The sequence below is a fragment of the Pseudomonas veronii genome (assembly GCF_002028325.1).
Classification (GTDB): Bacteria; Pseudomonadota; Gammaproteobacteria; order Pseudomonadales; family Pseudomonadaceae; genus Aquipseudomonas; species Aquipseudomonas veronii.
On record NZ_CP018420.1, the window covers coordinates 5,958,179 to 5,983,641 of the forward strand.

The 25,463-nt window shown below is 60.3% G+C and carries 24 protein-coding genes; 11 read left to right on the forward strand and 13 right to left on the reverse strand.

The window, feature by feature from the left end; translation table 11 throughout:
• Positions 1–11 precede the first annotated feature (11 nt).
• The 7 genes from PverR02_RS27295 to PverR02_RS27325 all read right to left on the reverse strand — a co-directional run bounded on the left by PverR02_RS27295 (position 12) and on the right by PverR02_RS27325 (position 7,338).
• Positions 12–854, reverse strand: a complete 843-nt coding sequence (locus PverR02_RS27295; RefSeq protein WP_079444744.1) for an SDR family NAD(P)-dependent oxidoreductase — start codon at positions 852–854, stop codon at positions 12–14.
• A gap of 126 nt (positions 855–980) precedes the next feature.
• Positions 981–2,228 carry an OprD family porin gene (locus PverR02_RS27300; protein WP_372812282.1) on the reverse strand — a complete coding sequence of 416 codons (1,248 nt, stop codon included), beginning with the start codon at positions 2,226–2,228 and terminating at the stop codon, positions 981–983.
• Positions 2,229–2,343: 115 nt separating this feature from the next.
• Positions 2,344–3,066: an ABC transporter ATP-binding protein gene (locus tag PverR02_RS27305; RefSeq protein WP_079444746.1), complete on the reverse strand. Its 723-nt coding sequence runs from the start codon at positions 3,064–3,066 to the stop codon at positions 2,344–2,346.
• Positions 3,063–3,818 carry an ABC transporter ATP-binding protein gene (locus tag PverR02_RS27310; protein WP_046382007.1) on the reverse strand — a complete coding sequence of 252 codons (756 nt, stop codon included), beginning with the start codon at positions 3,816–3,818 and terminating at the stop codon, positions 3,063–3,065. Before PverR02_RS27310 ends, PverR02_RS27305 begins: the two co-directional genes overlap by 4 nt.
• Positions 3,815–5,092 (reverse strand): branched-chain amino acid ABC transporter permease, encoded by a 1,278-nt coding sequence (locus PverR02_RS27315; RefSeq protein ID WP_057005098.1) that lies wholly within the window; start codon positions 5,090–5,092, stop codon positions 3,815–3,817. The genes PverR02_RS27310 and PverR02_RS27315 overlap by 4 nt, the downstream gene beginning before the upstream one ends.
• 3 nt (positions 5,093–5,095) lie before the next feature.
• Positions 5,096–6,037: a branched-chain amino acid ABC transporter permease gene (locus PverR02_RS27320; protein WP_046382005.1), complete on the reverse strand. Its 942-nt coding sequence runs from the start codon at positions 6,035–6,037 to the stop codon at positions 5,096–5,098.
• A 59-nt stretch (positions 6,038–6,096) separates the two neighbouring features.
• The gene (locus PverR02_RS27325; protein WP_079444747.1) at positions 6,097–7,338 is read right to left on the reverse strand and encodes a branched-chain amino acid ABC transporter substrate-binding protein; all 1,242 of its coding nucleotides are present in this window, start codon (positions 7,336–7,338) and stop codon (positions 6,097–6,099) included.
• A gap of 285 nt (positions 7,339–7,623) precedes the next feature.
• Between PverR02_RS27325 and PverR02_RS27330 the strand changes: the two genes are divergently transcribed.
• The 4 genes from PverR02_RS27330 (at position 7,624) to PverR02_RS27340 (ending at position 10,216) form a co-directional block, all read left to right on the forward strand.
• Positions 7,624–8,337: a FadR/GntR family transcriptional regulator gene (locus PverR02_RS27330; RefSeq protein WP_046382004.1), complete on the forward strand. Its 714-nt coding sequence runs from the start codon at positions 7,624–7,626 to the stop codon at positions 8,335–8,337.
• Between the two features lie 87 nt (positions 8,338–8,424).
• The gene (locus PverR02_RS32120; protein WP_126587246.1) at positions 8,425–8,607 is read left to right on the forward strand and encodes a hypothetical protein; all 183 of its coding nucleotides are present in this window, start codon (positions 8,425–8,427) and stop codon (positions 8,605–8,607) included.
• An 8-nt stretch (positions 8,608–8,615) separates the two neighbouring features.
• Positions 8,616–9,446 carry a shikimate dehydrogenase family protein gene (locus PverR02_RS27335; protein WP_079444748.1) on the forward strand — a complete coding sequence of 277 codons (831 nt, stop codon included), beginning with the start codon at positions 8,616–8,618 and terminating at the stop codon, positions 9,444–9,446.
• A 29-nt stretch (positions 9,447–9,475) separates the two neighbouring features.
• Complete coding sequence (locus tag PverR02_RS27340; protein WP_046382002.1) at positions 9,476–10,216, forward strand: SDR family NAD(P)-dependent oxidoreductase; 741 nt, start codon at positions 9,476–9,478, stop codon at positions 10,214–10,216.
• Positions 10,217–10,312: 96 nt separating this feature from the next.
• Here the strand turns inward: PverR02_RS27340 and PverR02_RS27345 are convergent, their stop codons facing one another.
• From PverR02_RS27345 to PverR02_RS27355, 3 genes are all read right to left on the reverse strand, one after another.
• Positions 10,313–11,086 carry an AraC family transcriptional regulator gene (locus PverR02_RS27345; RefSeq protein WP_079444749.1) on the reverse strand — a complete coding sequence of 258 codons (774 nt, stop codon included), beginning with the start codon at positions 11,084–11,086 and terminating at the stop codon, positions 10,313–10,315.
• An 11-nt stretch (positions 11,087–11,097) separates the two neighbouring features.
• A complete protein-coding gene (locus tag PverR02_RS27350; RefSeq protein WP_227778738.1) occupies positions 11,098–12,444 on the reverse strand; it encodes an MFS transporter in 1,347 nt (448 codons plus the stop codon).
• A 186-nt stretch (positions 12,445–12,630) separates the two neighbouring features.
• A complete protein-coding gene (locus tag PverR02_RS27355; RefSeq protein ID WP_079444751.1) occupies positions 12,631–13,518 on the reverse strand; it encodes a LysR family transcriptional regulator in 888 nt (295 codons plus the stop codon).
• 131 nt (positions 13,519–13,649) lie between these two features.
• Here PverR02_RS27355 and PverR02_RS27360 point away from each other — a divergent pair, with 131 nt between their 5' ends.
• Together PverR02_RS27360 and PverR02_RS27365 are read left to right on the forward strand one after the other, a co-directional pair.
• Positions 13,650–14,687 carry an SDR family oxidoreductase gene (locus PverR02_RS27360; RefSeq protein WP_079445043.1) on the forward strand — a complete coding sequence of 346 codons (1,038 nt, stop codon included), beginning with the start codon at positions 13,650–13,652 and terminating at the stop codon, positions 14,685–14,687.
• Positions 14,684–15,247: a histidine phosphatase family protein gene (locus PverR02_RS27365; RefSeq protein ID WP_017847333.1), complete on the forward strand. Its 564-nt coding sequence runs from the start codon at positions 14,684–14,686 to the stop codon at positions 15,245–15,247. Before PverR02_RS27360 ends, PverR02_RS27365 begins: the two co-directional genes overlap by 4 nt.
• Positions 15,248–15,531: 284 nt before the next feature.
• Here the strand turns inward: PverR02_RS27365 and PverR02_RS27375 are convergent, their stop codons facing one another.
• Positions 15,532–15,789 carry a hypothetical protein gene (locus PverR02_RS27375; protein ID WP_079444752.1) on the reverse strand — a complete coding sequence of 86 codons (258 nt, stop codon included), beginning with the start codon at positions 15,787–15,789 and terminating at the stop codon, positions 15,532–15,534.
• 119 nt (positions 15,790–15,908) lie between these two features.
• Here PverR02_RS27375 and PverR02_RS27380 point away from each other — a divergent pair, with 119 nt between their 5' ends.
• Positions 15,909–16,784, forward strand: coding sequence for a WYL domain-containing protein (locus PverR02_RS27380; RefSeq protein WP_017847330.1), 876 nt, complete (start codon positions 15,909–15,911; stop codon positions 16,782–16,784).
• Here PverR02_RS27380 and PverR02_RS27385 read toward each other — a convergent pair.
• Together PverR02_RS27385 and PverR02_RS27390 are read right to left on the reverse strand one after the other, a co-directional pair.
• Complete coding sequence (locus PverR02_RS27385; protein ID WP_186357210.1) at positions 16,750–17,409, reverse strand: ankyrin repeat domain-containing protein; 660 nt, start codon at positions 17,407–17,409, stop codon at positions 16,750–16,752. The two genes, PverR02_RS27380 and PverR02_RS27385, sit on opposite strands and share 35 nt — an antisense overlap.
• Positions 17,391–18,863: a hypothetical protein gene (locus tag PverR02_RS27390; RefSeq protein WP_079444754.1), complete on the reverse strand. Its 1,473-nt coding sequence runs from the start codon at positions 18,861–18,863 to the stop codon at positions 17,391–17,393. The genes PverR02_RS27385 and PverR02_RS27390 overlap by 19 nt, the downstream gene beginning before the upstream one ends.
• A gap of 550 nt (positions 18,864–19,413) precedes the next feature.
• Here PverR02_RS27390 and PverR02_RS27395 point away from each other — a divergent pair.
• From PverR02_RS27395 to PverR02_RS27410, 4 genes are all read left to right on the forward strand, one after another.
• Positions 19,414–20,346, forward strand: coding sequence for a chemotaxis protein CheV (locus tag PverR02_RS27395; RefSeq protein WP_017847327.1), 933 nt, complete (start codon positions 19,414–19,416; stop codon positions 20,344–20,346).
• A gap of 76 nt (positions 20,347–20,422) precedes the next feature.
• Positions 20,423–21,565, forward strand: coding sequence for an HD-GYP domain-containing protein (locus PverR02_RS27400; protein ID WP_227778741.1), 1,143 nt, complete (start codon positions 20,423–20,425; stop codon positions 21,563–21,565).
• Between the two features lie 131 nt (positions 21,566–21,696).
• Positions 21,697–23,859, forward strand: a complete 2,163-nt coding sequence (locus PverR02_RS27405) for a methyl-accepting chemotaxis protein (protein WP_079444755.1) — start codon at positions 21,697–21,699, stop codon at positions 23,857–23,859.
• A gap of 158 nt (positions 23,860–24,017) precedes the next feature.
• Positions 24,018–25,457: an ArnT family glycosyltransferase gene (locus PverR02_RS27410; protein WP_079444756.1), complete on the forward strand. Its 1,440-nt coding sequence runs from the start codon at positions 24,018–24,020 to the stop codon at positions 25,455–25,457.
• Positions 25,458–25,463: the final 6 nt, after the last annotated feature.

Sequence of the window (25,463 nt, forward strand, 5' to 3'; positions counted from 1 at the left end):
ACGAAGGCGAACTAGAAACCGTTGGCGGTCCAGCCGCCGTCCGACACGTAGATCTGCCCGGTGATGAACGTCGCGCTGCTGGACGCCAGGAACAGCGCCAGCTCGGCCATCTCGCCCGGCTCACCGAGGCGTTGCAACGGCGTGCGCTTGCGCAGGGCCTCGACGTCCAGGCGTCCGGCCCGTTGCAGTTCTTCCACCAACGGTGTGCGGGTATAGCCAGGGCCGATGGCGTTCATGCGGATGCCATGGCGGGCCCATTCCACTGCCAGGCACTTGGTCATAGAGACCACGGCGGCCTTCGTCGCGCAGTACGCCGTGCGATCGGCGGAGTGGGACACGCCCCACATCGACGAGGTGTTGATGATCACGCCCGCCTGCTGCTCGATCATGTGCCGGGCCGCCGCCTGGGCGCAGAAGAACACGCTGTTGAAGTTGATCTCGACGGCCCGACGCCATTCGGCCGGGCTGATATCGAGCGACGGTTTGTTGATCGATACGCCGGCGTTGTTAAGCAGCACGTCGATACGCCCGAAACAGGCCTTGGCGTGGGCAAAGGCCGCTTCAACCGCATCTTCGTCAGCAACCGAAGCCTGGAAGCATTCGACTCGACTATTGGGGAAGGCTTCCTGCAACTCGCCCTTGGCGTCGGCCATGGCTTGAGCGTTGATGTCGATCAGCAGCAAGTGCGCGCCGTTGCGAGCAAAACCTTTGGCGAGTGCCAAGCCGATACCGCTGCCTCCACCGGTGACCACCACCACCTTGTCGTGGATGCCGGCATAGGCGCTGTGCTGGAAAACAGCCGTTTCAGGCTGTGGTTGTACGGACGCAGGTGCTGAGCTATCTGAGTAGGACATGAGGTTCTCACTTATTTTTGTAGCTGGTCATACATTTAAAACAACTTGTCTGACCAGCTCAGAAAAACTAACCCGCACTGCGGGGTCTGTCAAAGGAAATTGTTACCGGAATAGTCGGCATATCGATCAGAACAGCGCCAGGCTGTAGCTGACGATGAGTCGGTTATCGTCGACTGACGGACCGAAACTGGAACGCACCATGGCGTTTCTCCAGCGCAGGCCCAGGTTCTTCAGCGCGCCGCTCTGGATCACATAGGACACGTCAAAATCGCGCTCCCATTCCTTGCCGTCGTTGCTGCCCGCCACCAGTACGTTGTCGCCACTGACGTAACGCACGAAGGTCGTCAGCCCTGGCACCCCCATGGCGGCAAAGTTGTAGTCGTATCGCAGCTGCCAGGCTTTCTCTTGGGCGGAGGCGAAATTGCGCACCTGGATATCACTGGGCAGCACGGTGGTGGTCGGGCTTAGCCAGATGGTCCCGTCTTCGCCGTACATGCGCTGCCAGGCGGCCATCAGCGTGTGCCCGCCATGTGCCGCGCTGAGGGTGCTGTAGAACGAGCGGTTGTCGATTTTGCCGGCCTTGGCCTGGCCTTGTTCCTCGGAGTCGAGCAGGCCGACAGTGGTCCCAAGCGTCCAGGTACCGACCGGTTGCTTGTGGGCGAACTGGACTAAGCGTTGGCGATAGATATCCTCCAGTTCTGCGCCCCAGAGGCCGAGCATGGTCCGCTCCTGGTTGAAGCGGTACTCGCCACCCAGGTAGTTGTAGCGGTCGGACGTGGCGAACGAGCGGCCATCAATAAACAGGTCTTCGCGGTTACTGGAGTTGCGCTGAGTGAATGAGCGCATCTGCCCGGCATTGAGGGTCAGCCCGGTGATTTCTTTCGAAGTCAGCATCGCCCCCTGAAAGGTTTGCGGCAGCAACCGCGCATCGTTGTACTGGAGGATGGGCAGGCTCGGCAGCAGCTCCCCGACTTTCAGCTCGGTCTTCGACAGTTTCAGTTTGAGCGCAGCCCCCAGGCTGGAAAAATCATCCGCCGAGCCTTTGCCGTCCGCCGGCAACAACAGGCTGCCAGCACGCCCACTGCCGCTGTCGAGTTTGACCCCGAGACGGCCGATCAGATCGACGCCGACACCCACGGTGCCTTGGGTGTAGCCGGACTGTGCGTTAAGCAGAAAGCCCTGCGCCCACTCCTCGCTCTTGGCCTGGGCGGCACCGCTGTCGCGAAAGTCGCGGTTGAAGTAGAAGTTGCGCATCAGCACGTTGGCCGTTGCGCCTTCGATAAAGCCCTGCTCCTGGGCCAGGACCAGGCCCGGCAAGACGCTGAGCAACAGCAGGGGTTGTACGGTGATGTAATTAGGCAGGCTCATTTTTATTGTTTTTCCCGGTGGATTTAAAACGCAGAACCCCCTGGCAAGCACACGTGCTGCCACACAATCGGGGGGGAAATTGGCAGGCGAACCTGCCGGGTTGAACACGCTGGCGGTCGGTCTAGACCGCCAACCATTCCTTCATCAAATTCGCATCGTCGGTCAGCGCCTGCGGCGTGCCCTCGAAGACAATCCGCCCATGCCCCATCACGCAGACTCGCGACGAGACCTTAAGCGCGATGGTCAGCTTCTGTTCCACCAGCAGGATCGAAACCCCACGTCGGTGGATCTCGCGAATAGCCTCGGCGACCACCGCCACAATCTTCGGCGCCAGGCCTTCGGTGGGTTCATCGATCAGCAGCACTTTGGGGCAGCCCAGCAACGACCGGCACAGGGTGAGCATCTGCTGTTCGCCCCCCGAAAGGTTGCCCGCGCCAGTGTTACGGCGCTCGCGCAGCCGCGGAAAAAACTCGAACATCTGCTCGACGGTCCACGCAGTGGCGCCGTCGGTGGGCGCTTGCTGGCCCATGCGCAGGTTTTCCTCGACGCTGAGGTTGGCGAAGACCTCACGTTCCTCCGGGACGAACCCGATGCCGGCACGGCTGATGCGATAGGGGCGCAGCCCGGTCAACTCGCGCCCGGCCAACTGCACGCTGCCGGCACTGGGCGGCACCAGGCCCATGACCGCTTTCATGGTGGTCGAGCGCCCGGCGCCGTTGCGCCCGAGCAGGCTCACCACCTCGTTGTGACCGATGTGCAGATCGACCCCATGCAATACATGGCTCTTGCCGTAATGCACATGCAGGTCGCTGATCGACAGCAGGTTTTGCGAAGTAGGGTTCATGCACATTGCTCCTCACCCAGGTAGGCTTCCTGCACCCGACGATCTGCGCGGATCTGGTCCGGTGTACCGGTGGCGATGACTTCGCCGTAGACCAGCACACTGATGCGGTCGCACAGGGAGAACACCACGTCCATGTCATGTTCGACGATCAGCAGCGAACGCCCCTGGGTCACCTCGCGGATCAGGTTCAGGGCGTAGTCGGTTTCTTCATGGGACATGCCCGCCATCGGCTCGTCGAGCAAGATCACCCGAGGGTCACAGGCCAGGGTCATGCCGATCTCCAAGGCGCGCTGTTCGGAGTAAGAGAGTTCGGCCGCGCACACCGTTTGCTTGTCCTGTAGCCGCACCTGTTCGAGCAATTGCTCAGTCTGCTCGCGCACCTCGGGGTAACGCTGGACGGAGCGCCAGAAGTGGTATTGCATCCGGTGCTTGCGCATCACCGCGATGCGCAGGTTTTCGAACACCGAGAGCCCGGGAAAAATGTTGGTGATCTGGAACGAGCGCGACAACCCCAGGTGATTGATGTGCTGTGGCGAGTAGCCCTGGATCGCTTCCGCGCCCAGGAGGATCTGCCCGCTACTGGGCTGCAACTGCCCGGAGATCAGATGGAACAAGGTCGATTTGCCGGCCCCGTTGGGACCGATCACCGCATGACGTTCACCGGCACGCAATTCAAGCTGCGCCCCCCGAATGATGTGAGCCTCGCCAAACGACTTATGCACATCGCGTAACTGCAGGATCGCATCGCTCATGGTTGTTCTCCTTCGACCCGAGGCCTGAGTGCGGCGGCGTTGACCACCGGTTCGTCATCCAGCAGGCGCAGCCATTGGTGGCGGGCCAGTTTCAGGACCAACAGCCCGGCCACCCCCAAGAGCAACGGCGTGGCCCAGGTCAGCAGCGCGCCCGGCAGCCATTCGCGGCCGAACAGACTGATCGCCGGCCAGGCTTGGTCCGTCATCAACAGGGCCTGATAGTCCTGGCTGAATACGCGTTGCAACGTCTCGATCAAAAACACCACCGCCAGGCTCAACACCCCAGCGCCAAGCAGCGCCGAGAACGCCGCCGGGATGATCGCCAGCCAACCGCGCCGACGGATCTGCGCACTCCAGCACAGCACCAGCCCGGCCAGGCCGCTGGGCATGAACATCATCACCAGTACGAACAACAGGCCCTGATACAGCAACCAGGATTGCGTGAGGTCAGAGGCGGCGTTGCCAAAGAACGTCATCAGGGCAGCGCCGAGCACCGGCCCGAGGAACACGTTGACGCCGCCGATGTAGGTGTTGAGTACCACTTCGGCAGAAAAACGCATGTCGAACAGCACGTAGTTGGCCGACTCCAGGTTCAGTGCTTGCAAGCCACCGGCAATACCGGCAAACATCGCCGACAAGGCAAACACCAGCACTCGCAAGCGGTGAACGTTGTAGCCCAGGAACTGCAGGCGGTGGCCGTTCTCGCGCAAGGCGAACGTCAGGCGCCCCATGGGCGTCAGCGTGAAGGCGTAGAGCAAGGCAATCGACAGCACCACCCAACCCAGCGTCAGGTAATACACTTGGGTCGCGTCACCGAAATCCAGGCCCCAGGCAGGGGCGCGCATGGACGAAATACCCGCCTCGCCGCCAAACAGCGTATTCAGGTGCGGGGCCAGGGAATGCAGCAACTCGGCCAGCGCCAGGGTGATCATGGAGAAGTAGACGCCCGCCCGTTTAGTGGCGAACCAACCGGCGCAGAGGCCGCAGATAAAGCCGCCCATGGCACCGATCAGCGGCAGCAACGGTGTCGGCAGCAGGCCTTGGCCATTGAGCGCACTCATCGCATGCAATGTAGCGAACGACCCCACGCCGAAGTACGCCGCATGACCGAACGAAAGCATGCCGCCCTGCCCGCACAACAGGTTGAAGGCACAGGCAAACAAGGCCGCGATAAGCATCTGGATGGCCGCGTTGACCATCGCCGCCGGCAGGATGGCGGGCAGCACCAGCAGGGCCAGCAACAGCACCGCCAGGAGGATTTTCGTCAGTTTCATGGTTTACCCCTTCTCGCCCATCAACCCGGACGGCCGGATCAGCAAAATCAGCAGCATCAGCGCAAACGGAATGGTTGCCGCCACACTGGATACCTTGAGGGTCATCAACCCGCCCATCTGCTGCGCCCAGTCACCTGCCCCCAGCAAACCCAGGAGTGAAGCCAGGCTGAGGTCCACACCCACCGCGAACGAAGAAATCAGCCCGATCAGCAGCGACGCGATCATGGCCCCGGCCATCGAACCCAGGCCGCCAACCACCACCACGACAAACACGATGACCCCCAGCTCCAGGGCCATGTTCGGGTTGGTGGTGTAGAACGCCCCAGCCAGAGCCCCGGCCAGGCCGGCCAGTGCCGCGCCGATGCCGAACACGGCCATGAACACCAGCGGGACGTTGTGCCCCAGGGCCTCGGCCATTTGTGGACGATGAATCGCCGCCCGCACCACGATGCCGACCCGAGTGCGGGTCAACAGCAGGTAGATCAGGCCGAACACCAGCAGCGAGACCACGCCCATCAACAAGCGATAGAACGGATAGTCGGTGCTGAACACCTGGAAGGCGGCAAAGTTGAGGAACTCTGGAACTCGGTATTCGACGGAAAAGTTGCCGTAAAACAACTTGATCAGTTCAGCAATGATGAACGTCAGGCCGAAGGTGAGCAGCAGTTCATGAGCATGGCCATGTTTGTGTACGCGGCGCAGGAAGAAGCGCTCGACGATCACGCCGAGCAGGCCCACGAGCACGGTCGAGAGCACTACCGCAGTCGTGAAGCCGACAACCTTCTGCAGGGTGTAGGCCAGGTAGGCGCCCACCATATAGAAGGAGGCATGGGCGAAATTGAGCACGCCCATCATGCCGAAAATCAGCGTCAGGCCGGCGGAAACCATAAACAGCAGCAGGCCGTAGATCACGCCGTTAAGCAGTGAAACTGTGAGAAATTCCATAGGCGACTCCAGCGTTCGCGATGGGCAGGAAGGCGTGCCGCTCGGCACGCCAGGCGGCGTCACTCGGGTCGTTGCATCCGGCAGGCATCCTGGACAGGCGCTGCTGCTTGATCGGCACTGAACGACTTGATCGGCACAAAGCCCATGTCGGTGCCGTCAACCTTGTAGCGCGCCTCCTTCGACACCACCGACACCACGAACGGCATCAGCAGTTGGTGATCCTCGGCACGCATCCGCACGTCACCCAATGGGTTGCGGTCGCTGGCCTGTTCCAGGGCCAGGGCGAAACTGCGGGTATTGAGACGGCCATCTTCGGCCGGCAGCTTCTTCAGCACATTGCCGACCATCTGCAAGGCAAATACCGTCTGTGGCTCGATGTAGGCTGGCAGGTGCCCGGTCTTGGCCTGATACTCGCTGGCAAATTTTTCGCCCTGCTCGCCCGCCGCCTCAATGTTGAACGGGTGGGAAACGTAGTGCCCCAGCGCGACATCGCCGGCGTTGGCGAGGTTGCCCGGCTGATCGAGAAAGGCCGTGCCGAAGCGCAGCTTCAGGCCGGCGGCGCGGCTGGCTTTCATCAGCAGCAACAGGTCGTTGCCCCAGTTGCCGGTCAGCACGGTTTCTGCGCCGGAGGCCTGGATGCGAGCGATATAGGGCGAAAAATCCTGCACCTTCTGCGTGTCGTGCAGGCTTTTACCCACCAACTGATAACCGCCAGCCGCGGCGTTTTCAGTGATGGATTTTTCCATGTCCTGGCCCCAGCTGTAGTTCTGGTTCATGGAATAGACTTTGCTGCCCAGGGTGCCCGCCTCTTTCATTGCCGCGACCAGGGTCTTGACCCGGATCGGTGCGTTACCGTTGAAGCGGAAGTGATAGAAGTGGCATTTGCTGCCGGTCAGTTCAAGCGCTTCACCGCCGACGTTGAGGAACACCACCTCCTTGCCCTTATTGCGCAGGTTGTACTTGCGCACGTCTTCGGTGATCTGCCCGGCAGCCACTGACGAAGCCCCTTGGACAATCATTTGCGCGCCGCTGCCAATGGCGGCCTTGAGTTTCTCGGAGGCGCCCGCGGGGGTCCCCTGGCTGTCGAACTCGAGGAGCTGGATCGGTTCGCCGTTCCAACCGCCCTCGGCATTCAGCCGTTCGATCTGAAAACGCGTGGCGGCGCGGAACATTTGCCCGGTGGCGGCCGACGGCCCCGACAGGGTCTCGACCAACGCCACTTTCAAAGGATCAGCGCAGGCGATACCGGCGAACAGGGTCGTGCCGAGGGTGAGCAGACGCAGCGTGGTCTTGGTGTGCATGGAAACCTCGAATTTTTATTGTTATTTGCAATCTGGTAGTACATCAGCAAGTACATGTCTGACCAGTTGGCGAAAATTACGTCAAGCCTGCCGCGAAGTCAAAGCACTCCTACCACGATTTATGCATTTATTTTTTATAAATGCACCTGCGGGCCTTTAAAACAGACAACTCCACCCTGGATTATTTTTTCAAAAACTTGTAAGACCACAGCTCAATCCGTCACTATCAACAGCTCATCACATCAATGCCCGTACCCGTGCTGCCCCCTGGCAGAGGACCGAACCATGAAAAGCGACAACGCGCACCCCAACCAGCCCCTGCCCATGGAAATCGTTCACTGGCTCAGTGGCGAGATCCAATCCGGGCGGCTGGCCACTGGCGATCAACTGCCCAGCGAACGGCAACTGTGCGAACAGTTTTCGGTCAGCCGGGCGGTGGTGCGCGAAGCCTTGTCGCAGCTCAAGTTCGAAGAGCTGATCACCACTCAGCAAGGCAAGGGTGCCTTCGTCGCCAAGCGCGGCGAGCGCCATGCGTTTCGCTTGAAAGCAGTCTCGCTGGGTGAAGGGGACGCATTGCTGCATATCCTCGAATTCCTGATCACCATTGAAGTGGGCGCCACGCGCCTGGCAGCCTTGCGCCACACCCCCGAAGACCTGAAGAAGATTCGCCAGGCACTGGTTGGTATGGAATACGCCATGGTCAATGATCAACTGGGGGACGAAGAAGACTATGCCTTCCACCAGGCGATTGTCGCGGCCACGCACAACCCGCATTTCAAATCGCTCAACGAGTACCTCGACCACAGCGTCCGGCGCCTGATTCGCGAAGCTCGCAGCAACACCGCCGAAATCTACAACGAGCTGATCCAGGACGTGCAGGACGAGCACCAGGCCATCTTCCAGGCCATCCAGGCCCGTGATCCGGTGCTGGCCGGCGAAGCCGCCGAGCGCCATCTGCGCAATGCCGCCAAGCGGATGAACATGTACCTGCAGGCCTGATTCCCGGCAGCACCCTTGACACCGAAAAGCGAAGCCTTCTACCATCATGTCAGACAACAATAAAATATGTCAGACAGGTTACTGCTCATGAGTTCTATCAGCGCACTGTTACAAGCATTGGCTTCATTGATCCGCACCTCCGACACCCCTCCTGCCCTCGGCACGACCGCCCACCCCGCGGTATTCCAGCTTCCACTCGATCCCTTTTTCGGCCCGGCTCTTTATGAGAAGCGCCTCGGCACGACCGCCCGTACCCACTCCTACCGTTGAGGTTTCCCATGCACATCAGTGGCCAGACGCAACTGATCGGCATCGTTGCCGATCCGATCGCCCATGTAAAAACCCCGCAAGTGATCAACCACAGTGCTGCCAACCAGGGCCTCGACCTGGTCTGCGTGCCGCTGCACGTGCAAGGGTCGAACCTGCACAAGGTGCTGCTCGGCGTATCCGGCATCGCCAATCTGCACGGCCTGGTAGTGACCATCCCGTACAAGGAAAGCATCGTTGAATACTGCGACGAACTGACCGAGACCGCACGCCAGGTCGGCTCGGTCAACGCGGTGCGGATCGACCCCGAGAGCGGCCGCTTGATCGGTGGCAACTTCGACGGCGAAGGCATGCTCGCCGGGCTGCATCAGCAAGGTCATAGGCTGGAAGGCAAACGCGTGCTGCTGGTGGGCGCCGGGGGCGCCGGCAAGTCGATCGCCGCAGCGATTGCCCGGCAGGAACCGGCACGGCTAGCGATCTACAATCGCTCCCCTGCCCGCGCCGAAGCGCTGTTGGAACGCCTGAAAACGCAGTTCCCCAAGGTCGAGCTAAGCACCAGCGACAGCAATGCGCAGGACTTCGACGTGATCATCAACGCCACCTCCCTGGGCCTCAAGGACGACGATGCCCTGCCGCTGGACCCCAGCACCCTGCGGGCTGATGCCCTGGTCTGCGAAGCCGTGATGCGCGCCGGCGACACCCCCCTGTTGGCCGCGGCTCGGCTGCGCGGCTGCCGCGTTCACCATGGACAACACATGATCTATGGCCAGATCGTGCAGATCTGTCGTTTTCTCGGCGTTGACCTGCAACACGAACATCTGGCGCGCATTCTCGGCCCATGAACCCAGGCACTCTTTCGGAGACAACGACCATGTACGATTTCAACAATCGCGTCCTGCTGCTGACGGGTGCCAACGGTGGCATCGGCCGCGAAGTGGCAAGGCTGTTCTATCAGTACGGCGCCTCGATGGTGCTCGCCGACCTGGACGGCGACGGCCTGGCGGATTTCGCCCGGGAACTGGACGCCAGCGGCGAGCGCGTCGCCACCCTGCGGATGAATGCGGCCGACCCTGCCGATTCGGCCAAGGCTGTGCAACTGGCCGTCGAACGCTTCGGCGGCATCGACTTCCTGGTGCCATCGGCCGGTTTGTACCAGTCGCAGCCGATTCGCCAAATGACCGATGAGCAATGGCGCCAAACGCTGGGCATCAACCTCGACGGCGTGTTCTACCTGTGCCAGCGGGCAATCCCGGTACTGCGTGCCAACAGCGCAATCGTCAACCTAACCTCGGTGGCCGCACATCGGGGGGCGTTCTCTAACGCGCACTATGGCGCCTCCAAGGGCGGCCTACTGAGCCTGACCCGCGCTCTGGCGCGGGAGTTGGGGCCGCAGACCCGGGTGAACGCGGTGTCCCCCGGGATCATCGAAACCCCGATGACCCAGCACCTGATCGCGAGCCGCGGCAGCGATTCGGTGGAGCAGACCCCGCTCAAACGCCTGGGTCAACCGAGCGAAATCGCCTCGGTGATCGCCTTTCTATGCAGCAACGGCTCAAGTTTCATGACCGGCGAAGTACTGCACGTGAACGGCGGGCTGTACATCGCCGGATGAGCCTTGCGCGCCTCGTTTTTTTGCCCGTTGAGCGGTCAAGCGAGAAATGAGCGCGCGCCCTTCAGGGGCGCGGGCTCATGGGGCCAGCGGCCGCACTTACGCGCTGGCAACCTGCAAAGAGCTACGCACCTTGCCTGGGCTGCTGCCGGTGATGCGCCGAAACCAATGACCAAAGGAATCCCCCGACGCAAATCCCAGGTGCTGCGCCAGGGTCTCGTTGGAGTGTTCGCCTGCCAGGCCTCGGTATGCCTCCACGAGGAGCAGGCGGTTGTGCCAGTCCGTGTAGCGCAATCCGGTATCCTTGCGAAACAGCCGCGCCAGCGTCCGCTCCGTAGCGCCTACCTCGTGCCCCCATTCGGTCAGGCTCTTGCGCATCCCAGGCCTGGCGATCAGTTGCTCGGCCACACGCTTGAGCCGTGCGTCGCTCGGCAAAGGCAGGACCATGTTGCTGGGCACCCGCTCTTCGATCTCCTCGAACAACAACTGCAACATGCAGGCGCGCCGTTGTTCGCAAAGCGGTCGAGTGCTCTGCTCGGCCAACCGCTCGCACAGGGCGATGATCAGCGGGGATGCATCGATCAGCTTGACGCTCGGGGAGATGTGTTTGCACAGGTCAGGGTCAAGGTACAAGACCGTGAGGTCTACCGGGTTATACGCCTCGCCCGAGTGCAAGGTCTGTGGCGGAATCCAGACCGCCATTCCCGGTTTGAGCAACCAGCGTTGCTCGATGGCGTTGCCATGAAGCACACCGTTTTTGACTAACACAAACTGCCCGAAGGGGTGTTGATGAGCATGACGCTCCGCCTCGGGCAGCTTGGTTAACTGCCGTTCAACAACCAGTGCGGTGTGATCCAGGTCGACGAAACTCATTGCGACTCTGCTTACCCTTTCTGCGGTCCACCGCGCGCAGGCAGCTTGAAGGCAAAGAGTAAACCGAGTGCCATCAAAAGACCAAGCAACAGGAACGTGTCCGGGTAGGACTGGTCTGGCGGCAGGTACAACGCAACAGCCACCAGTGCATTGACGCCAAACGCCGCGCCAAGGTTGCGCAGAAACTGCACCGTGGAGGTATAGGCTCCCAACTGATCAGGCGGGGCGCTGTTCTGTGCGAGTACCAGGGTCGTTGTGGCTGTAAAGCCCATACCCAGCCCGACCAGAATCTGACCGATGCCCATCAGCAGCCACTGCGAGCAGTGCAACCCCGCAGCCACCCCCAGACAACCGAGCATCAGCATGGCCATCCCAACGATAGCCATGGACTTGAACCCGACATTCGCCAGACGCTTGCCACAGACGGTGGCACCGCCTACCCAGCCCAACGCGGCCAGCATGATCAGCCCGCCGGTCGACAATGCGCTGCCCGGCGAATGGCTCAGGGCAATTGGCAACACGCTGACCGTGGCGTACAAACCGATACTGGAGATCACCACCAACGCCATGACCGCTCCCAGTGCAGGCCGTTCAAAGAAACCAAACGGCATTGGGCTACCGGCAGGTACCTGACGCACGCGAGCTATCAGCGCGACCAGACTGATGAGCACCACAAACGCCAGCGTCGCTATCGGGTATGGGATCATATCCAGACGCTGACTGCTCAACATGAACAGCCCCGCACAAGCAGCAATGGCCAAAAGGCCCTGCGCTATCGGGTCTACCGTCCTGGTCGATTGACCTCGACCGATAGCAGGTGTGAAACACAACACCGCCAATGCCAAACAGCCCAGCGGCAGATTGAGCCAGAATACCCAGCGCCAACTCAGGGTGTTGCCCAGCACCGTACCGGCAACCGGGCCCAACACAGCCGCCAGCCCCCAGACACTGCTGAGCATGCCCTGCATGCTGGCACGCCTGGGCCCGTCGAAGAGCGACGCCAGCATCGAGTAGGAAAGAACGATGATGCCACCCGCCCCGACGCCTTGCAGCGCTCTGCCGGCAATCAGCATGACCATGCTCTGGCTAGCGGCAACCAGCGCCGACGCGGCGATGAAGATCAGCAGGCTGACCTTCATCATCGACGAAACCCCGAACCGATCCGCCAGTGCGCCGGCCAGCGGGGCAATGAGTGCCAGGGGTAGCAGGAAGCCTGAGACCACCCAGGGATAGAGCGTCGCGTCCTGCATTTGCGCATTGATCTGCGCCAGTACCGTGCTGACAGCAGTACTGTCCATCGCCGCGAGAAACAACACGACGAGCACCGCCAGAACGCTCAGCGAGCGTTGGCGCTGCACATGATCATTCTCATCTCGCAAAGAGGCGCGAGTAACACTCTTCATAACCGATCCCTTCACGGCATTTACCTGGGATCAGGTTACGTAACCGCCTGGATGAGCGAAATGTTCCGTCAAGACAACTCATCGACTGAAACGGACGAGAACCATCAGCGGTGCCTCTTCGCGATCCGCACTGCGACGTTGTCAGTTCGCCCTTTGATGCGTGCCGACGCAGAGGACTTCGAGCAATACCTGCTCCAGAATGTCGAAGAAACATCTGATGTGCGCCTGTTTCAACGCCTGAGGCCGGGTTACCAGATAGACCTCCATCTCTGGAAGTTCCAGCTCGGGGAACAACTCCGTCAGGCCCTTCGCCAGAATACGCGGCAGTACAGCCACGCCCATGCCTTGCCGCACCGACTCCAGTTGGACGGCGAACGAGTTCACGCTGATTTGCGCACGGTCCAGGCCCGCAGCCTTTGCGGCACGCATTTGAGGCAACATATCCAGCGGAGGAAGCAAGGCGATGTTGACCGCCGTAGCCAGGGTCACCCCGGGAGATCGCTTCAGGTACCCGGCCTCAGCGAAGACGCCATAGGCGAGCTTGCCGATGGGTCGATAAATCAACGATGGCTCGCCCAGGTGCGCTGTGCGTATGGCGATATCCGCCACCCCGCGGACGATCTTGTGAAAGTCGGTGGCGACCAGTAACTCCACGGAACAGCGCGGATGCAGGGCCGTAAACCGGCTCGCGGCGTCCAACACACAAGAAGAAAACCCCTCGCCGGCACTGACCAGCACGCTGCCACATAGCGCTGCGTGTTCCCCGGACAACTCCGCCGCCGTCTGACGCCTCAAGCCCGCCTCTGCTGCCACCGCGACGTCCACCAGGGCTTGGCCCCGCGAGGTCAACCAGCAGCCTTCAACGCCGCGCTCAACGAGCGGCTCACCCAGGGCCGCTTCCAGCTGGGTCAGGCGACGGGACACGGTAGACGCCGCGATCCCCAGCAGTTGGCCGGCTTGAAGAAAACTGCCACGCCGCGAGACCGCCAACAGCAGACGAAGATCGTCCCAATTTGCCTGCAACGCCATACCTCCCATCCTCCAGGGTTTGCATATATGCAAAGCCATTATGCAGTAGTCGCTGTTTTTCAGGCGCAGCCTCAACGGTATATCTACCGGCCTTCGAAACGACTGGAATGAAATGTATGACTATGGACCCCATGCGCAACGCATTCGTCACTGGCGCAACCGGCTTGCTGGGCAACAACCTGGTGCGGGAACTGGTCGCACACGGCTACGCCGTCAAAGCCCTGGTCCGCTCACGGGCCAAGGGTGAGCAGCAGTTCAACGACCTGCCGAGCGTGGAACTGGTCGTTGGCGATATGGCCGACACCGACGCGTTCGCAACATCGTTGCAAGGCTGCGATACGGTGTTTCATACCGCAGCGTTCTTTCGCGATAACTACAAGGGCGGCAGCCACTGGGAAGCGCTCGAAAAGATCAATGTCGCCGGTACGCAAGCCCTGCTTCACCAGGCCTATCGCGCGGGGGTCCGCCGCTTCGTGCATACCTCGTCGATTGCCGTGCTCGACGGAGCCCCCGGCACCTCTATCGACGAGACATGCCTGCGGGCCGAAGCCGATGCGGATGACTACTACCGCAGCAAGATCCTCGCCGAGCGTGTCGTCTTGACGTTCCTTGAAACCCATCCCCAAATGCATGCCTGCATGGTGCTGCCCGGCTGGATGTGGGGCCCGGGCGATATGGGCCCGACCTCCTCCGGACAATTGGTCAAGGACGTGATCAACGGCAAGTTACCCGGGCTGATCCCCGGCACCTTCTCCGTGGTCGATGCCCGCGATGTGGCATGTGCCCAGATCGCCGCCGCCAAACATGGGCGGCGAGGAGAGCGCTACCTCGCGGCCGGTCGCAACTTGACCATGCGCCAGTTGGTACCTGTGCTGGGGCGTATCGCTGGCGTCAAAACCCCTGTTCGGCAACTGCCAGTGCCCGCACTGTACCTGTTGGCGGCGGTGCAGGAGGTTTACGCGCGCGTTACCGGCAAGCCTATTTTGCTGAGCATGGCGACGTTGCGCCTATTGATACGAGAGGAGCACCGTACCTGTTTTAACCACCACAAGAGCGAACAGGAGCTTGGCCTGAGTTTTCGAGTGCTGGAGCAGACCGTTTCTGACACTGTGGCGTGGTATCGGAAACATGGCGTGATTAAGCCAAACAAGGACGAAAACACACGATGAGCAAAACCATCATCCTGATGCGTCACGGCCAGCCCAAGATGGCCGCGCGCGAAAGAATCTCGATGTTCGAGATGAAAGACTGGATCGAGCAATACAACCGATCCGAAATCATCCGCCATCCGGCTCCGGACGCCAGCCAGCAACTCGCCGCAGCCGCCACCCTGGTTGTTTCAAGCAGCGCGCCTCGTGCGCTGACCTCGGTCGAGGTGCTCGGGCTGAAGCCTGCTGTCGTCGACGCGCTTTTCTGCGAAGCGCAACTGCCTTATGGCCGTTGGCGACTGCCCCGGCTATCGCCGTTTACCTGGGCATTTATCTTCCGGGTCTTATGGCTGTGCGGTTACTCACGCAATATCGAATCCGCTGGCGCCGCAAGGTTGCGCGCCAACACGGCCGCTCAACGACTGCAGTCCCTCGCCGGTGAAGGGCCAGTTCTGCTGCTCGGTCATGGCGTGATGAATCGAATGATCGCCAAACACCTGCTCGCAGACGGTTGGACCCGCCAACAGCACAATGGCAGCCAATATTGGAGCGCGACGGTGTATCAATACGCTGGTGTATAGACGGTGATCGGCTGAGCGTCGCCAAGATCCACGCGTTCAGCCTGTAGCTGTCGACGCCTAGCGCCGCGCCACACACTCCGCCAGCGCTGCCTCCAACCACCCGGCCGCGCGCATTTTCAGGGCTGTGCTTCCGCATTTCGGACAGCTCGCGAACCAGTCGCCGGGCATCAGCGCGTCACTGCGCGGCGCAATGGTTTTCTTCCACTTGCAGTCTTCACACACAAAGGTGAAGGGTCTGGGTTTTATCGGCATGAATGGGTTCTCCTGGATGGCGATACTGCGGATTATTCTGTGACCGGGAGCAGCGCTTGCAGCAATTCCAGCTTGCGCTGCAACTGCGCGACGTGTTCTCGCTCGGCGCGCAACGCCGACCGCAGCTCGCGGTTTTCCATGTCCAAGATCTGCGCCAAACGCAGATCCTTTTGATAATGGGCAACCATTTTCCAAAGCTCGCTCAACTTCAAACAATGCTGTACCAGCACCAGCAGGATGATCCCCATCACCGCCAATGCCCCCGTCGAAACCACTTCCGACATACTCATGTTCACATCCTTCCATCCCTTCGAGATATTCCGAAGATAGCGACACGATATGTAGTGATTTACGACAGGTATAGAATGTAGACTTATACAGGTAAAGTATTCACGCACATGGAGCAGGTATGAAACGCAAGCAATCCATCGAACAAGTGCGCTGGGACCTGGCACTTCGCTATCGTTTGATCGAGACCGTCGCCTGGTGGGAAGGCCGCCTGACCACGGGGCACTTGATCCAGAGCTTCGGCATCAGCCGCCAGCAAGCCTCCAAGGACATCAATACCTACATCAATGAACATGCGCCCCGAAACTTGACATATGACAAGCAACGCAAGGGCTATGTACCGAGCAAACACTTCAAGCCGCTGTTCATCGATGACAGCGCCAGTGCCTACCTGCACCTGCTTTACCAGAACAATGAACGGGCGCCGCACATCGAAGGCCTGGCCCTGGCTTATGCCCATACCAAGGTGCTCGAAGTGCCGGACCGGCCGATCCGGCCGGAGATCCTGCGCCCCTTGCTCGCGGCATGCCGCGACGGTCTGCGCCTGGAGACCGAGTACGTATCGCTCAATACCCCGAACGTGGAAATCCGCCTGATTGCCCCTCACACCCTGGTGTACACCGGGATGCGCTGGCATGTGCGCGCTTACTGCGAGAAGAATCGGCAGTACCGCGACTTTGTGCTGAGCCGCCTGCGCGGTGAGCCGGACCTGCTCGACGCGTCGCAGAACACACGGGAACTGGACGAAGACTGGAATACCGAAGTGCCGATCATCTTCGCCCCCGATGGCCGCTTGAACGCGGCGCAGCAGGCCATCATCGAAACCGACTTCGGCATGACCGACGGGCAACTGGTGGTGTCCAGTCGCAAGGCACTGGTGAAGTACGTCTTGCGCCGCTATCAGGTCGACCCGCGCAACCAGGCGACCAACCCCGAGGCCCAGCAGATCGTGGTCACCAATCTCAAAGAGTTGAGACCGTGGTTGATGCATGATTGAGGCGCATTTCCTGCCAGAGGCGCAGCGCACGCAGGCAATTGTCGATCTCGGCCGCGAGTAAGCGCTGTGCCAGCTCATGCTGGCCGTTGAGCAGAGCAATATTGCGCAGCGTATTGCCCTGGTGATTCTTCGCGCCCAGATCAAGACCGAACGTCATGGCGCGGTCGATGAAGTACCGCGCGGCCTTCAAGTGGCCATTGAGCAGCAGCCAATGCAGTGGCGTGTTCCCCAGCCCATCGCGGTCATTGAGGCTGGCACCCAGGCGGTAGCGGGCTTGCAGGGTTTTGACATTGCCGTATCGCGCAGGCAGGTGGATGTATTTGTCGTGGGGCATGAAGCTGCCCAGGCCGGCCCAGCCGCGAATCTGCGGGTTGCCCTGGGCGCCGAGTGACTCCAGCGTGTCGATCAGGCCGCTGCGGTTCAGCCGGTAAGCCATGTCCAGCGGCGTGTCGCCCGCCAGGTCACGCTGATTCAAGCCGGGCGGATCGAGAGGCGGCGCCTCATCGAACAGCACGCAGAGGTGCCAGTCGCTGAGGCCAAGCTCGGCGCGATCATCGATGCGCTCAAACAGAGTGATCGGCCGCCCCGCACACAACGTCGTGAGCGTCACGCCTCGAGCGAACATGCGCCGAAGAAACGCTCGAAGAGCGGCGTAGGCAAATGCTTGTCGTCCAGCAGACCGAAGTGCTTGCCCACGTTGCGCCCCAGGGCCATCAGTGTGTTTGCGCTGTTTTTCGTGCCGGCGTACCCGGCGCTCAAGATCGACTCGACACGCGCGTCACCGGTCGACTCTCGCTGATACGCCCGCCCCGTGATCATGACGTCTACCAGACACACACTGACGCGCTCATCGCCCAAGGTGAAAGGCTCCAGCGCCTCGCTCGCCAAGACGGCACGCAAGCCGTCCTCGCCACCGGCGACAATCCGCTCCAGCGCTTCGAGTGAGCGGTCGAAGAGGTCGAACTCCTGCATCGAAAACGCAAAACAGTAGTCCTGAGCGGTAGCCCGCGAGATCGGACGCGCGTGGTGCGGATGAGTCGACAACCAGTCAACGAACGAGGCTTTATCGCTTTTTCCACCCTGGCGACGGAACAGCAGATAGTCGTTGATGACCTGACTGAAAGGGTTCCCCGTCGGCACCCAGCCCGTGCTGTCACGTTCTTCGGGTTCCGGCAGGTCAACCACCGGCACGGCTGACTTAGGCGTCCACCCAAAGCACCGCAGGTCATAGCCAAGCACAAACAGGCTGGCCTCGAACGCATGGCACCGCGCAGGCAGCGCGCCTTGCTCGGCGAACCAGCCGGTGCGCTCGAGCAGGGCGCGGATAATCCAGCCCAACCGCACTTGCCAGCGGGCCCATGTCTCATAGCTGATCGAAGAGAACTGAGGCGCGGCCAGGCCGTTCAAAAATGCTCCGGGGTTGCGGATCTGGCTGCCACGAGCGGCTCCGGACGGGAAAGCCAGCAAGGGTTTGCCGCTCCCCGTCCATTGCTGGCGAAACAGTGAATACAGCATGCCTATCGCTGCGCCGACGCGGCTGTCATAGATGGGGGAGCCCGACGAATCAAACAACGCATGAATCTTGGTCAGGCCCGCATCGAAACGCTCGACGCTGATCGCATCGAGATCATCCAGGTCATTTTTGCCGTCGAGCGACATCAGCCCGGCCATCTTTTGCAGATAGCTCGACAGCTTGCCGTTTGCGGCCAGTCGGTGCAAAAACGGAATGGCGCCCCGCACACCGCCCCAACGAAGAATCTGCAGGCAGGCCTGAAGCGCTTGCTGGTCATTCCCCTGATTGACCGCACTCGTCAGCCATTCGCGAAGTTGCCCGAGAGAGCGTTGGGTTTCAGCCCAGGTGCGTGAATCCACCGAGCATTGGTGAGCATCCTGCCAGCTTGCCTTCCAGCGATAGTGCCCCAGCACCTGCTCGATGCCCTGGACATCAGCCGTCAAACCGCCAGGCACGAATTTGCTCGACTTGAAGCGCAGCTTGAAGGTCAGCGTCGGCAAATTCGCTGCAAGCCATGCGATGAAGGACTCAATTTCAGGTTGCGCCAGGAACTGTTCGCGCTGCATGCAGACCACCTTGCCAGTAATATCGAATGGCCACACCCTAAGCAAAATCAGCGACCCCGTCCACGATGTTTGTCCGTACAGGTAAACAAATGGAGCAGGTTCTCAGGCCCAGGCTAGACGCTTCTCGACCATCGCCAGGGTTCGGCCGAAACAGATATATGAACGGTTCAGACACCCCGCTTCTGTTTACACGCGGCCCATCGACTTATGCATCGGCGTGCCTTTGCAACGCATGCGCGAGATTGATGTGCCCGGCACCCGCAAGGATCATCAGCGGCGGTCATGCCTCGACTCCGACTTGGGCTATATGAATTATCGAATGTTGCAGATCATCTAAAACCTTCGATCTAAATCATTCTCAACAATAACAAACAATAAGTTAGCCAACTAAGCATTTAAAACAACTGTGCGAAAAGACATTCACCTGACTTCATATCGTTTTAACGACAAACCCTGGCATTCTTTTATTTTCACATATATTTTACATCCCCCTACATATGCTAATGTCATTACGACATCAGCGCTGTTCAACCAGGTTTAAGGAGTGTGTATGACCGGTGTACTGGCCTCCGTTAACAGCCGCACACAACTGGTCGGGCAGAACAGGCTTGAACTGTTGCTGTTCCGTTTCAACAACCACCAACTGTACGGGATCAACGTATTCAAAGTTCGTGAAGTTATCCGCTGCCCGAAGTTATCTTCGATACCAAAGTCGAATAGCAACATTTGTGGCGTGGCCAATATCCGAGGTGTCTGCATCCCTATTCTTGACCTGGCCATGGCAACGGGACTGCCCGGAGTCGAGGATCAGGAAAGCGCTTTTATAATACTTACGGAGTACAACAATCGCGTTCAGGGTTTCCTCGTCTACGCGGTCGAACACATCGTCAATCTGAACTGGGAAGACATCCATCCGCCGCCCAAGGGCAGTGGTGAGAACAATTACCTGACGGCCGTCACCCGCACGGACGACCGCCTGGTCGAGATCATCGATGTTGAAAAGGTGCTGACAGAAATATCGCCATCGTCCGAGGAAATATCCAGCGGCGTAATCGATCACGAAGTCACCCAGCAGGCGCGACACCTGCGGGTGTTGACCGTGGACGACTCGATGGTCGCGCGCAAACAGGTGACCCGCTGCCTGGAAACCGTGGGCGTCGAGGTAGTGGCCTTGAACGATGGCCGACAAGCGCTGGACTACCTGCGCGCCATGCTCGACGAAGGGCGCAAGCCGGATGAGGAGTTTCTGATGATGATCTCCGACATCGAGATGCCGGAGATGGATGGCTACACCTTGACCGCCGAGATCCGCAACGACCCGCGCATGGCCAACCTGCACATTGTGCTGCACACCTCGCTCTCGGGGGGCTTCAACCAGGCCATGGTCAAGAAAGTCGGGGCCGACGACTTCCTGGCCAAGTTCCGCCCCGATGACCTGGCCGGCCGCGTCGTCTCACGTATCAAAGCCGTCAACACGAACTGACGCTCTACGACAACAACACTCAAGCCAAGGAGGCTGTAAGGAAACGAATAAGAACAAAATCAACAGAGGGCAAATCATGTTGAAATGTAATGAACTCTATCATCTGGCGCCAGACAGTGGCGAGGCCAGGCCCTTCTGGCAAGGCCGCGCACGCGACGCGCAGGCGGATATCCAATGCGCCATGGGCTGCGGCGCGCAGCTACCCGAGACGCCCCAGTCAGCAGAGCCGCCCCCTGCGCCCGCGGCGGCGACGATCACTCCCACCCGCATGAACGACGAGCTTGTTGCCGCCCAGGAAATCTGTGCCCGCGCCAAGACCGCCGTGGTCGAGATGTTCAGCCATGTCCGCATGGGCCGCGCCCTGGAGTTGGAGAATATCAGCGCACTGGTCGACGACATTTCCGCGTCGATCGCCCGCCATCCCAATGCCTTCATCAGCCTGGCACGCCTGAAAAGCCTCGACGATTACACCTATATGCATTCGGTCGCCGTGTGTGCACTGATGATTGCCCTGGGCAACCAGTTGAACCTGCCCGCCGTGTTGATTCGCCGGGTCGGGATGGCCGGCCTGCTGCATGACATCGGCAAAATGGCCATACCGGGCGCGATCCTCAACAAGCCCGGGCGCTTGAGCGGTGACGAATTACAACTGATACGCACGCACCCGCTGGAAGGTGAGAAAACCCTGTTGGCGACTTCGCAGATGTGCGACATGGTCGTGGATGTCTGCCTGCATCACCATGAGCGGGTGGACGGCAGCGGCTACCCCCATCAGTTGGTCGGCGACCAGATCAGTCTTTTTGCGCGAATGGCCGCCGTTTGCGATGTCTACGATGCAATCACCTCGGATCGTTCCTACAACCAAGGCTGGGACCCCGCGGTCGCCATCCAGCAAATGTCGACATGGGACGGGCATTTCGACGACGAGGTGTTCCGCGCGTTTTTGAAGTCCGTGGGTATTTATCCGGTGGGGTCTATCGTTCAGTTGAAAAGTGGCAGTATCGGCGTGGTGATCGAACAACACCCCGACTCTTTATTGACGCCAAAGATTAAGTTGTTCTTCGTGCCGGTGTTGAATATTTATATCACCCCAAAAATAATCGACCTGAGTGATCCCGAACAAACCGATCGCATCATTGCGCGCGTACCGTCACAGCGTTATGGCTTTAAAAACACCGAACGTCTCTGGCTCGACGATGAGGCGTCCGAGCAGAACTAAGCGACGCCCCAGCTGTACTGCATTTATATGCTCAAGCAGCCCATGATCAAGCAGTAAGCCTTGCGAACAAAAAAAACTGAAATGCCGCCATCCAATTATGTCGGCAACTACTAGCGTGGGCAGGAAATACCATGAAATTCAACTCATTACAGACTCGGATTTGCTTCACCGCCGGACTCTGCCTGTTAATCTCTTGCGCAAGCCTGGTGTTATATGGGTTGTACTCCTCAACCGCCAATCAAGCCTACGTGGGCACCGAAGTTTCAACATTGATCGAAAGCGGCACCATTCGCGAAGTACAAAACCTGGCGGAGTCCCGTGCCAATGCGATCAGGGCGAAACTGCAAAATGCCTTGGACTCGGCACGCACGCTGGCCAATACGCTGGGCGCGAGTAAAAGTGCGCAAAGCCCGCTGGCACTGGGCCGCGATCAAATCAATACAATGTTGCTCAGCGTGCTCAAGGACAACCCCGACTTCAACGGCACGTATTCGTGCTGGGAGCCGGATGCGGTGGACGGCCAGGACCAAGCGTTTCGTAACAACGAAGGCGGTAACAACCCGTTGACCGGCCGCTTCACGCCCTATTGGACACGCGGCTCGGACGGCCATATCGCCGTGCAACCGCTGGTCGAATACGACTCCGATGCCCGCCACCCCAATGGCGTGCTCAAGGGCGGCTGGTACAGCGGCCCCCGGGACACCCTGAAAGAAAGCGTGCTCGACCCTCTTCCCTACGTGGTGCAAGGCAAAAATGTGTGGCTGACCACGCTCTCGGTGCCGATCACCGCCAATGGCAAGTTTTACGGCGTGGTCGGCGCAGACTTCGACATCTCGTTTATCCAGAAACTCAGCGAGCAAATGTCCGCCGACCTCTACGGCGGCAAAGGTTCGGTGTCGATCCTGAGCAACCAGGGCTTGGTGGTCGCCGACAGTAAACGGCCGGAACTGATCGGCCAGTCATTGAAGGCATTGCTACCCGACACCTGGGACAAGGTGCTGGCCAATGTGCAGAAAGGCCAGGGCGACAGTCGCCTCAACCAGGAGTCCCAGGAAATCGAAGTACAGATGCCGATCATCCTGGGCCGCACCGAAAAACCCTGGGCCATCTTGATCCACCTGCCCAAGGCGGTGGTCATGAGCCAGGCGATTGCCCTGGAGAAGGAACTGCAATCCCGTGGCGTCAGCAGCAGTATCTGGCAGGTCTCGGTCGGCCTGGGTATCTCGGTACTGGCATTGCTGGCGCTGTGGTTCGCCACCGCAAAAATCGTCGGGCCGATTCGTGAAGCCGCCGCCTTGGCTGCCAACATCAGCCTGGGGGATTTCTCGCGTCGCCTGGTGCAAAAATCCGACGATGAAGTCGGCCAGTTGTCCTTGGCCTTGAACGAGATGTCCGAAAGCCTGCAGCGTCAGGTCCGTGTGGCTGAACGTATCTCCGAAGGCGATCTGGACCTGGAAGTGCGTTTGTCCTCCCCCAACGACACGTTGGGCAAGTCCCTGGAAAAAATGGTCGGCAACTTGAACACCTTGATTTCCCAGGTGCAGGCCAGCGCCACGCAAATCACCGGCAGCTCCGCACAGGTCACCGAGTTGAGCCAGTCGTTGTCCGACGGGGCGTCCAACTCGGCGTCGTCCATCACTGAAATCAGTGCCGTCATGACGCAAATGGCCGCGCAGACCACCGACAACGCCGCCAACGCAAAAAAGGCCGACGAACAATCCCAGGCCTCACGCGCCGACGCCGGGGAAAGTGACAAGCTGATGAGCGAACTGATCGCCGCCATGACCGAAATCGACAACTCGGGCAAAGACATCACCGCGATCATCACCACCATCGACAACATCGCCGCCCAGACCAACCTGCTGGCCTTGAACGCGGCGATCGAGGCGGCACGTGCCGGCGAATTGGGCCGTGGCTTTGCCGTCGTCGCCGATGAAGTCAGGAGCCTCGCCGCCCGCAGTGCCGAAGCGGCCCAGCAAACCGCGGCGCTGATCGCCGACTCGTCGACCAAGACACAGCGCGGCATGGTCATCGCCGGTCGCACGGCCGACTCGTTGCGAAACATCGTCACCGGCACCAGCACCGTTTCCAGCCTGGTGTCGTTGATCTACCAAGCCTCGAGTGAACAGGCGTCCGGCTTGCAGCAAGCCAGTATCGGCCTGGAGCAGATCGACGAAGTCACCCAGCAGAATCAGGCCAACTCCCAACAATGCGCGGTGGCTGCCCGCGACCTGTCGGAACGGGCCAGCTCCATGCAACAAGGGCTGAGCCGGTTTAAAGTCAAAGCGACATAACCCCCATCCGCAGTGAAGCCGGGGCGGAAATAAACCACCGCCCCGGTCCCCCTGCACAAACCTCGTACCCATTCATGAAATATTAAGAATCGCCCCCCTATACTCACCGATTGCGAGCCGTTCCCTCGAACGGCCCCCTGCCCCGGTAACCAGCCCCCATGACGCGTCCCGTTCCTCTGCTGCTCCTGCTTGCTGGCCTGTTGTTCTTCTTCGCCCTTGGTAACCATGAACTGCAAGGCTCCACTGAAGCCCGCGTCGGCGGGATCGCCATGGCCATGCACCTGGACAACGACTGGGTGGTGCCACGGCTGTTCCGTGAGCCGTTCCTGGAAAAACCGCCCCTGAGCCTGTGGCTCGACGCCGGCGCGATCCGCCTGTTTGGCGGCACGCCCGGGGCCGTGCGCCTGGCCTCGGCGTTCGCCGGGTTGTTCAGCGTGATGCTGCTTTACGGGATGCTGCGCACGTTCGGGCGGCCAAAGACACTGGCGTTCTGCGCGGCGCTGATCCTGGCGACCATGGCCAGTTACTGGAGCAATGTGCGCGGCGTCGGTGAAGATGCATTGCTCAGCCTGGGTGTGACCACCGCGCTGCTGGCGTTCTACCAGGCCATGCGGCCGGCGGCCGAGCGCCAGGGCTCAACCGCCTGGGCGTGGGCCCTGTTCACGGCCGGGATGGTGATCGCCACCCTGAGCAAAGGCGTGCTGGGCCTGGCGATGCCGGGCATCGTGATCTTTGTGTACCTGGCCTGCACCAGTTGGATGGACAAACGCCTGCGCATCGGCGACTGGCTGCGGCCGGCACTGTTTACCCTGCTGGCCTTGGTGCCACTGCTGATCTGGCTGGGGTTTCTGTTCCAGCGCGGCGGGCTGCAGGCTGTGGGCGAAGTGCTGTGGACCAACAGCGTCGGGCGGTTCAGCGGCTCGTTTGTCGAAGCCGGGCACTACGAACCCTTCTACTACTACATCGCCAAACTGCCCGAAGCCTTTTTGCCGTGGAATATCCTGGTGTACCTGGGGTTGTGGCACTTCCGTAAAAGCCTGGTGCGCAACCGCTACCGTCTGTTTTTCTGCGTCTGGCTGGTGGCGCAATTCACCCTGCTGACCCTGGCTTCCAGCAAGCGCACCGTATACCTGATGGCGCTGACGCCAGCCGCCGCCGTACTGGCTGCGGAATATGCGCAGGTGCTGCTGCACTGGCTGAAAGATCACAAACCGGCGCTGTATAAGCGGCATAAAATCGTGATTGGCGGCGTGTTCACCGTGCTCATCGCCTGCTACCTGAGCGCTGCTTTCTGGTTCGCGCCAAAAGCCGACAAAAAACAGTCCTTCGTGCCCGTGATGAGCCAGATCCAGGCGCTACAGGCCGAAGGCAAAAAGGTCGCGTTGTTCCGGCCCAACGAGCGCATCGATGGCGCCAGCGTGTTCTATCTGCAGGCCTACTTGCCGATTCTGCAAACCGAGCCCGAACTGCGCAGTTACCTGGCCGCCGCCCCCGGCAACGTCGCGCTGCTGGATAACACGGAGCAACTGACCGGCAAGGTCACGGTGATCAAGGAGATGGCAATCAATCGCCAGCCTTACTACTTCATCGGGCAGTAAGGCCGG

Bases quoted from the DNA above. Each gene is read 5' to 3' on its own strand.
- PverR02_RS27295 (WP_079444744.1), bottom strand. From the start codon at position 854: ATGTCCTACTCAGATAGCTCAGCACCTGCGTCCGTACAACCACAGCCT.
- PverR02_RS27305 (WP_079444746.1), bottom strand. From the start codon at position 3,066: ATGAACCCTACTTCGCAAAACCTGCTGTCGATCAGCGACCTGCATGTG.
- PverR02_RS27310 (WP_046382007.1), bottom strand. From the start codon at position 3,818: ATGAGCGATGCGATCCTGCAGTTACGCGATGTGCATAAGTCGTTTGGC.
- PverR02_RS27315 (WP_057005098.1), bottom strand. From the start codon at position 5,092: ATGAAACTGACGAAAATCCTCCTGGCGGTGCTGTTGCTGGCCCTGCTG.
- PverR02_RS27320 (WP_046382005.1), bottom strand. From the start codon at position 6,037: ATGGAATTTCTCACAGTTTCACTGCTTAACGGCGTGATCTACGGCCTG.
- PverR02_RS27325 (WP_079444747.1), bottom strand. From the start codon at position 7,338: ATGCACACCAAGACCACGCTGCGTCTGCTCACCCTCGGCACGACCCTG.
- PverR02_RS27330 (WP_046382004.1), top strand. From the start codon at position 7,624: ATGAAAAGCGACAACGCGCACCCCAACCAGCCCCTGCCCATGGAAATC.
- PverR02_RS32120 (WP_126587246.1), top strand. From the start codon at position 8,425: ATGAGTTCTATCAGCGCACTGTTACAAGCATTGGCTTCATTGATCCGC.
- PverR02_RS27335 (WP_079444748.1), top strand. From the start codon at position 8,616: ATGCACATCAGTGGCCAGACGCAACTGATCGGCATCGTTGCCGATCCG.
- PverR02_RS27340 (WP_046382002.1), top strand. From the start codon at position 9,476: ATGTACGATTTCAACAATCGCGTCCTGCTGCTGACGGGTGCCAACGGT.
- PverR02_RS27345 (WP_079444749.1), bottom strand. From the start codon at position 11,086: ATGAGTTTCGTCGACCTGGATCACACCGCACTGGTTGTTGAACGGCAG.
- PverR02_RS27355 (WP_079444751.1), bottom strand. From the start codon at position 13,518: ATGGCGTTGCAGGCAAATTGGGACGATCTTCGTCTGCTGTTGGCGGTC.
- PverR02_RS27360 (WP_079445043.1), top strand. From the start codon at position 13,650: ATGCGCAACGCATTCGTCACTGGCGCAACCGGCTTGCTGGGCAACAAC.
- PverR02_RS27365 (WP_017847333.1), top strand. From the start codon at position 14,684: ATGAGCAAAACCATCATCCTGATGCGTCACGGCCAGCCCAAGATGGCC.
- PverR02_RS27375 (WP_079444752.1), bottom strand. From the start codon at position 15,789: ATGAGTATGTCGGAAGTGGTTTCGACGGGGGCATTGGCGGTGATGGGG.
- PverR02_RS27380 (WP_017847330.1), top strand. From the start codon at position 15,909: ATGAAACGCAAGCAATCCATCGAACAAGTGCGCTGGGACCTGGCACTT.
- PverR02_RS27385 (WP_186357210.1), bottom strand. From the start codon at position 17,409: ATGTTCGCTCGAGGCGTGACGCTCACGACGTTGTGTGCGGGGCGGCCG.
- PverR02_RS27390 (WP_079444754.1), bottom strand. From the start codon at position 18,863: ATGCAGCGCGAACAGTTCCTGGCGCAACCTGAAATTGAGTCCTTCATC.
- PverR02_RS27395 (WP_017847327.1), top strand. From the start codon at position 19,414: ATGACCGGTGTACTGGCCTCCGTTAACAGCCGCACACAACTGGTCGGG.
- PverR02_RS27400 (WP_227778741.1), top strand. From the start codon at position 20,423: ATGTTGAAATGTAATGAACTCTATCATCTGGCGCCAGACAGTGGCGAG.
- PverR02_RS27405 (WP_079444755.1), top strand. From the start codon at position 21,697: ATGAAATTCAACTCATTACAGACTCGGATTTGCTTCACCGCCGGACTC.
- PverR02_RS27410 (WP_079444756.1), top strand. From the start codon at position 24,018: ATGACGCGTCCCGTTCCTCTGCTGCTCCTGCTTGCTGGCCTGTTGTTC.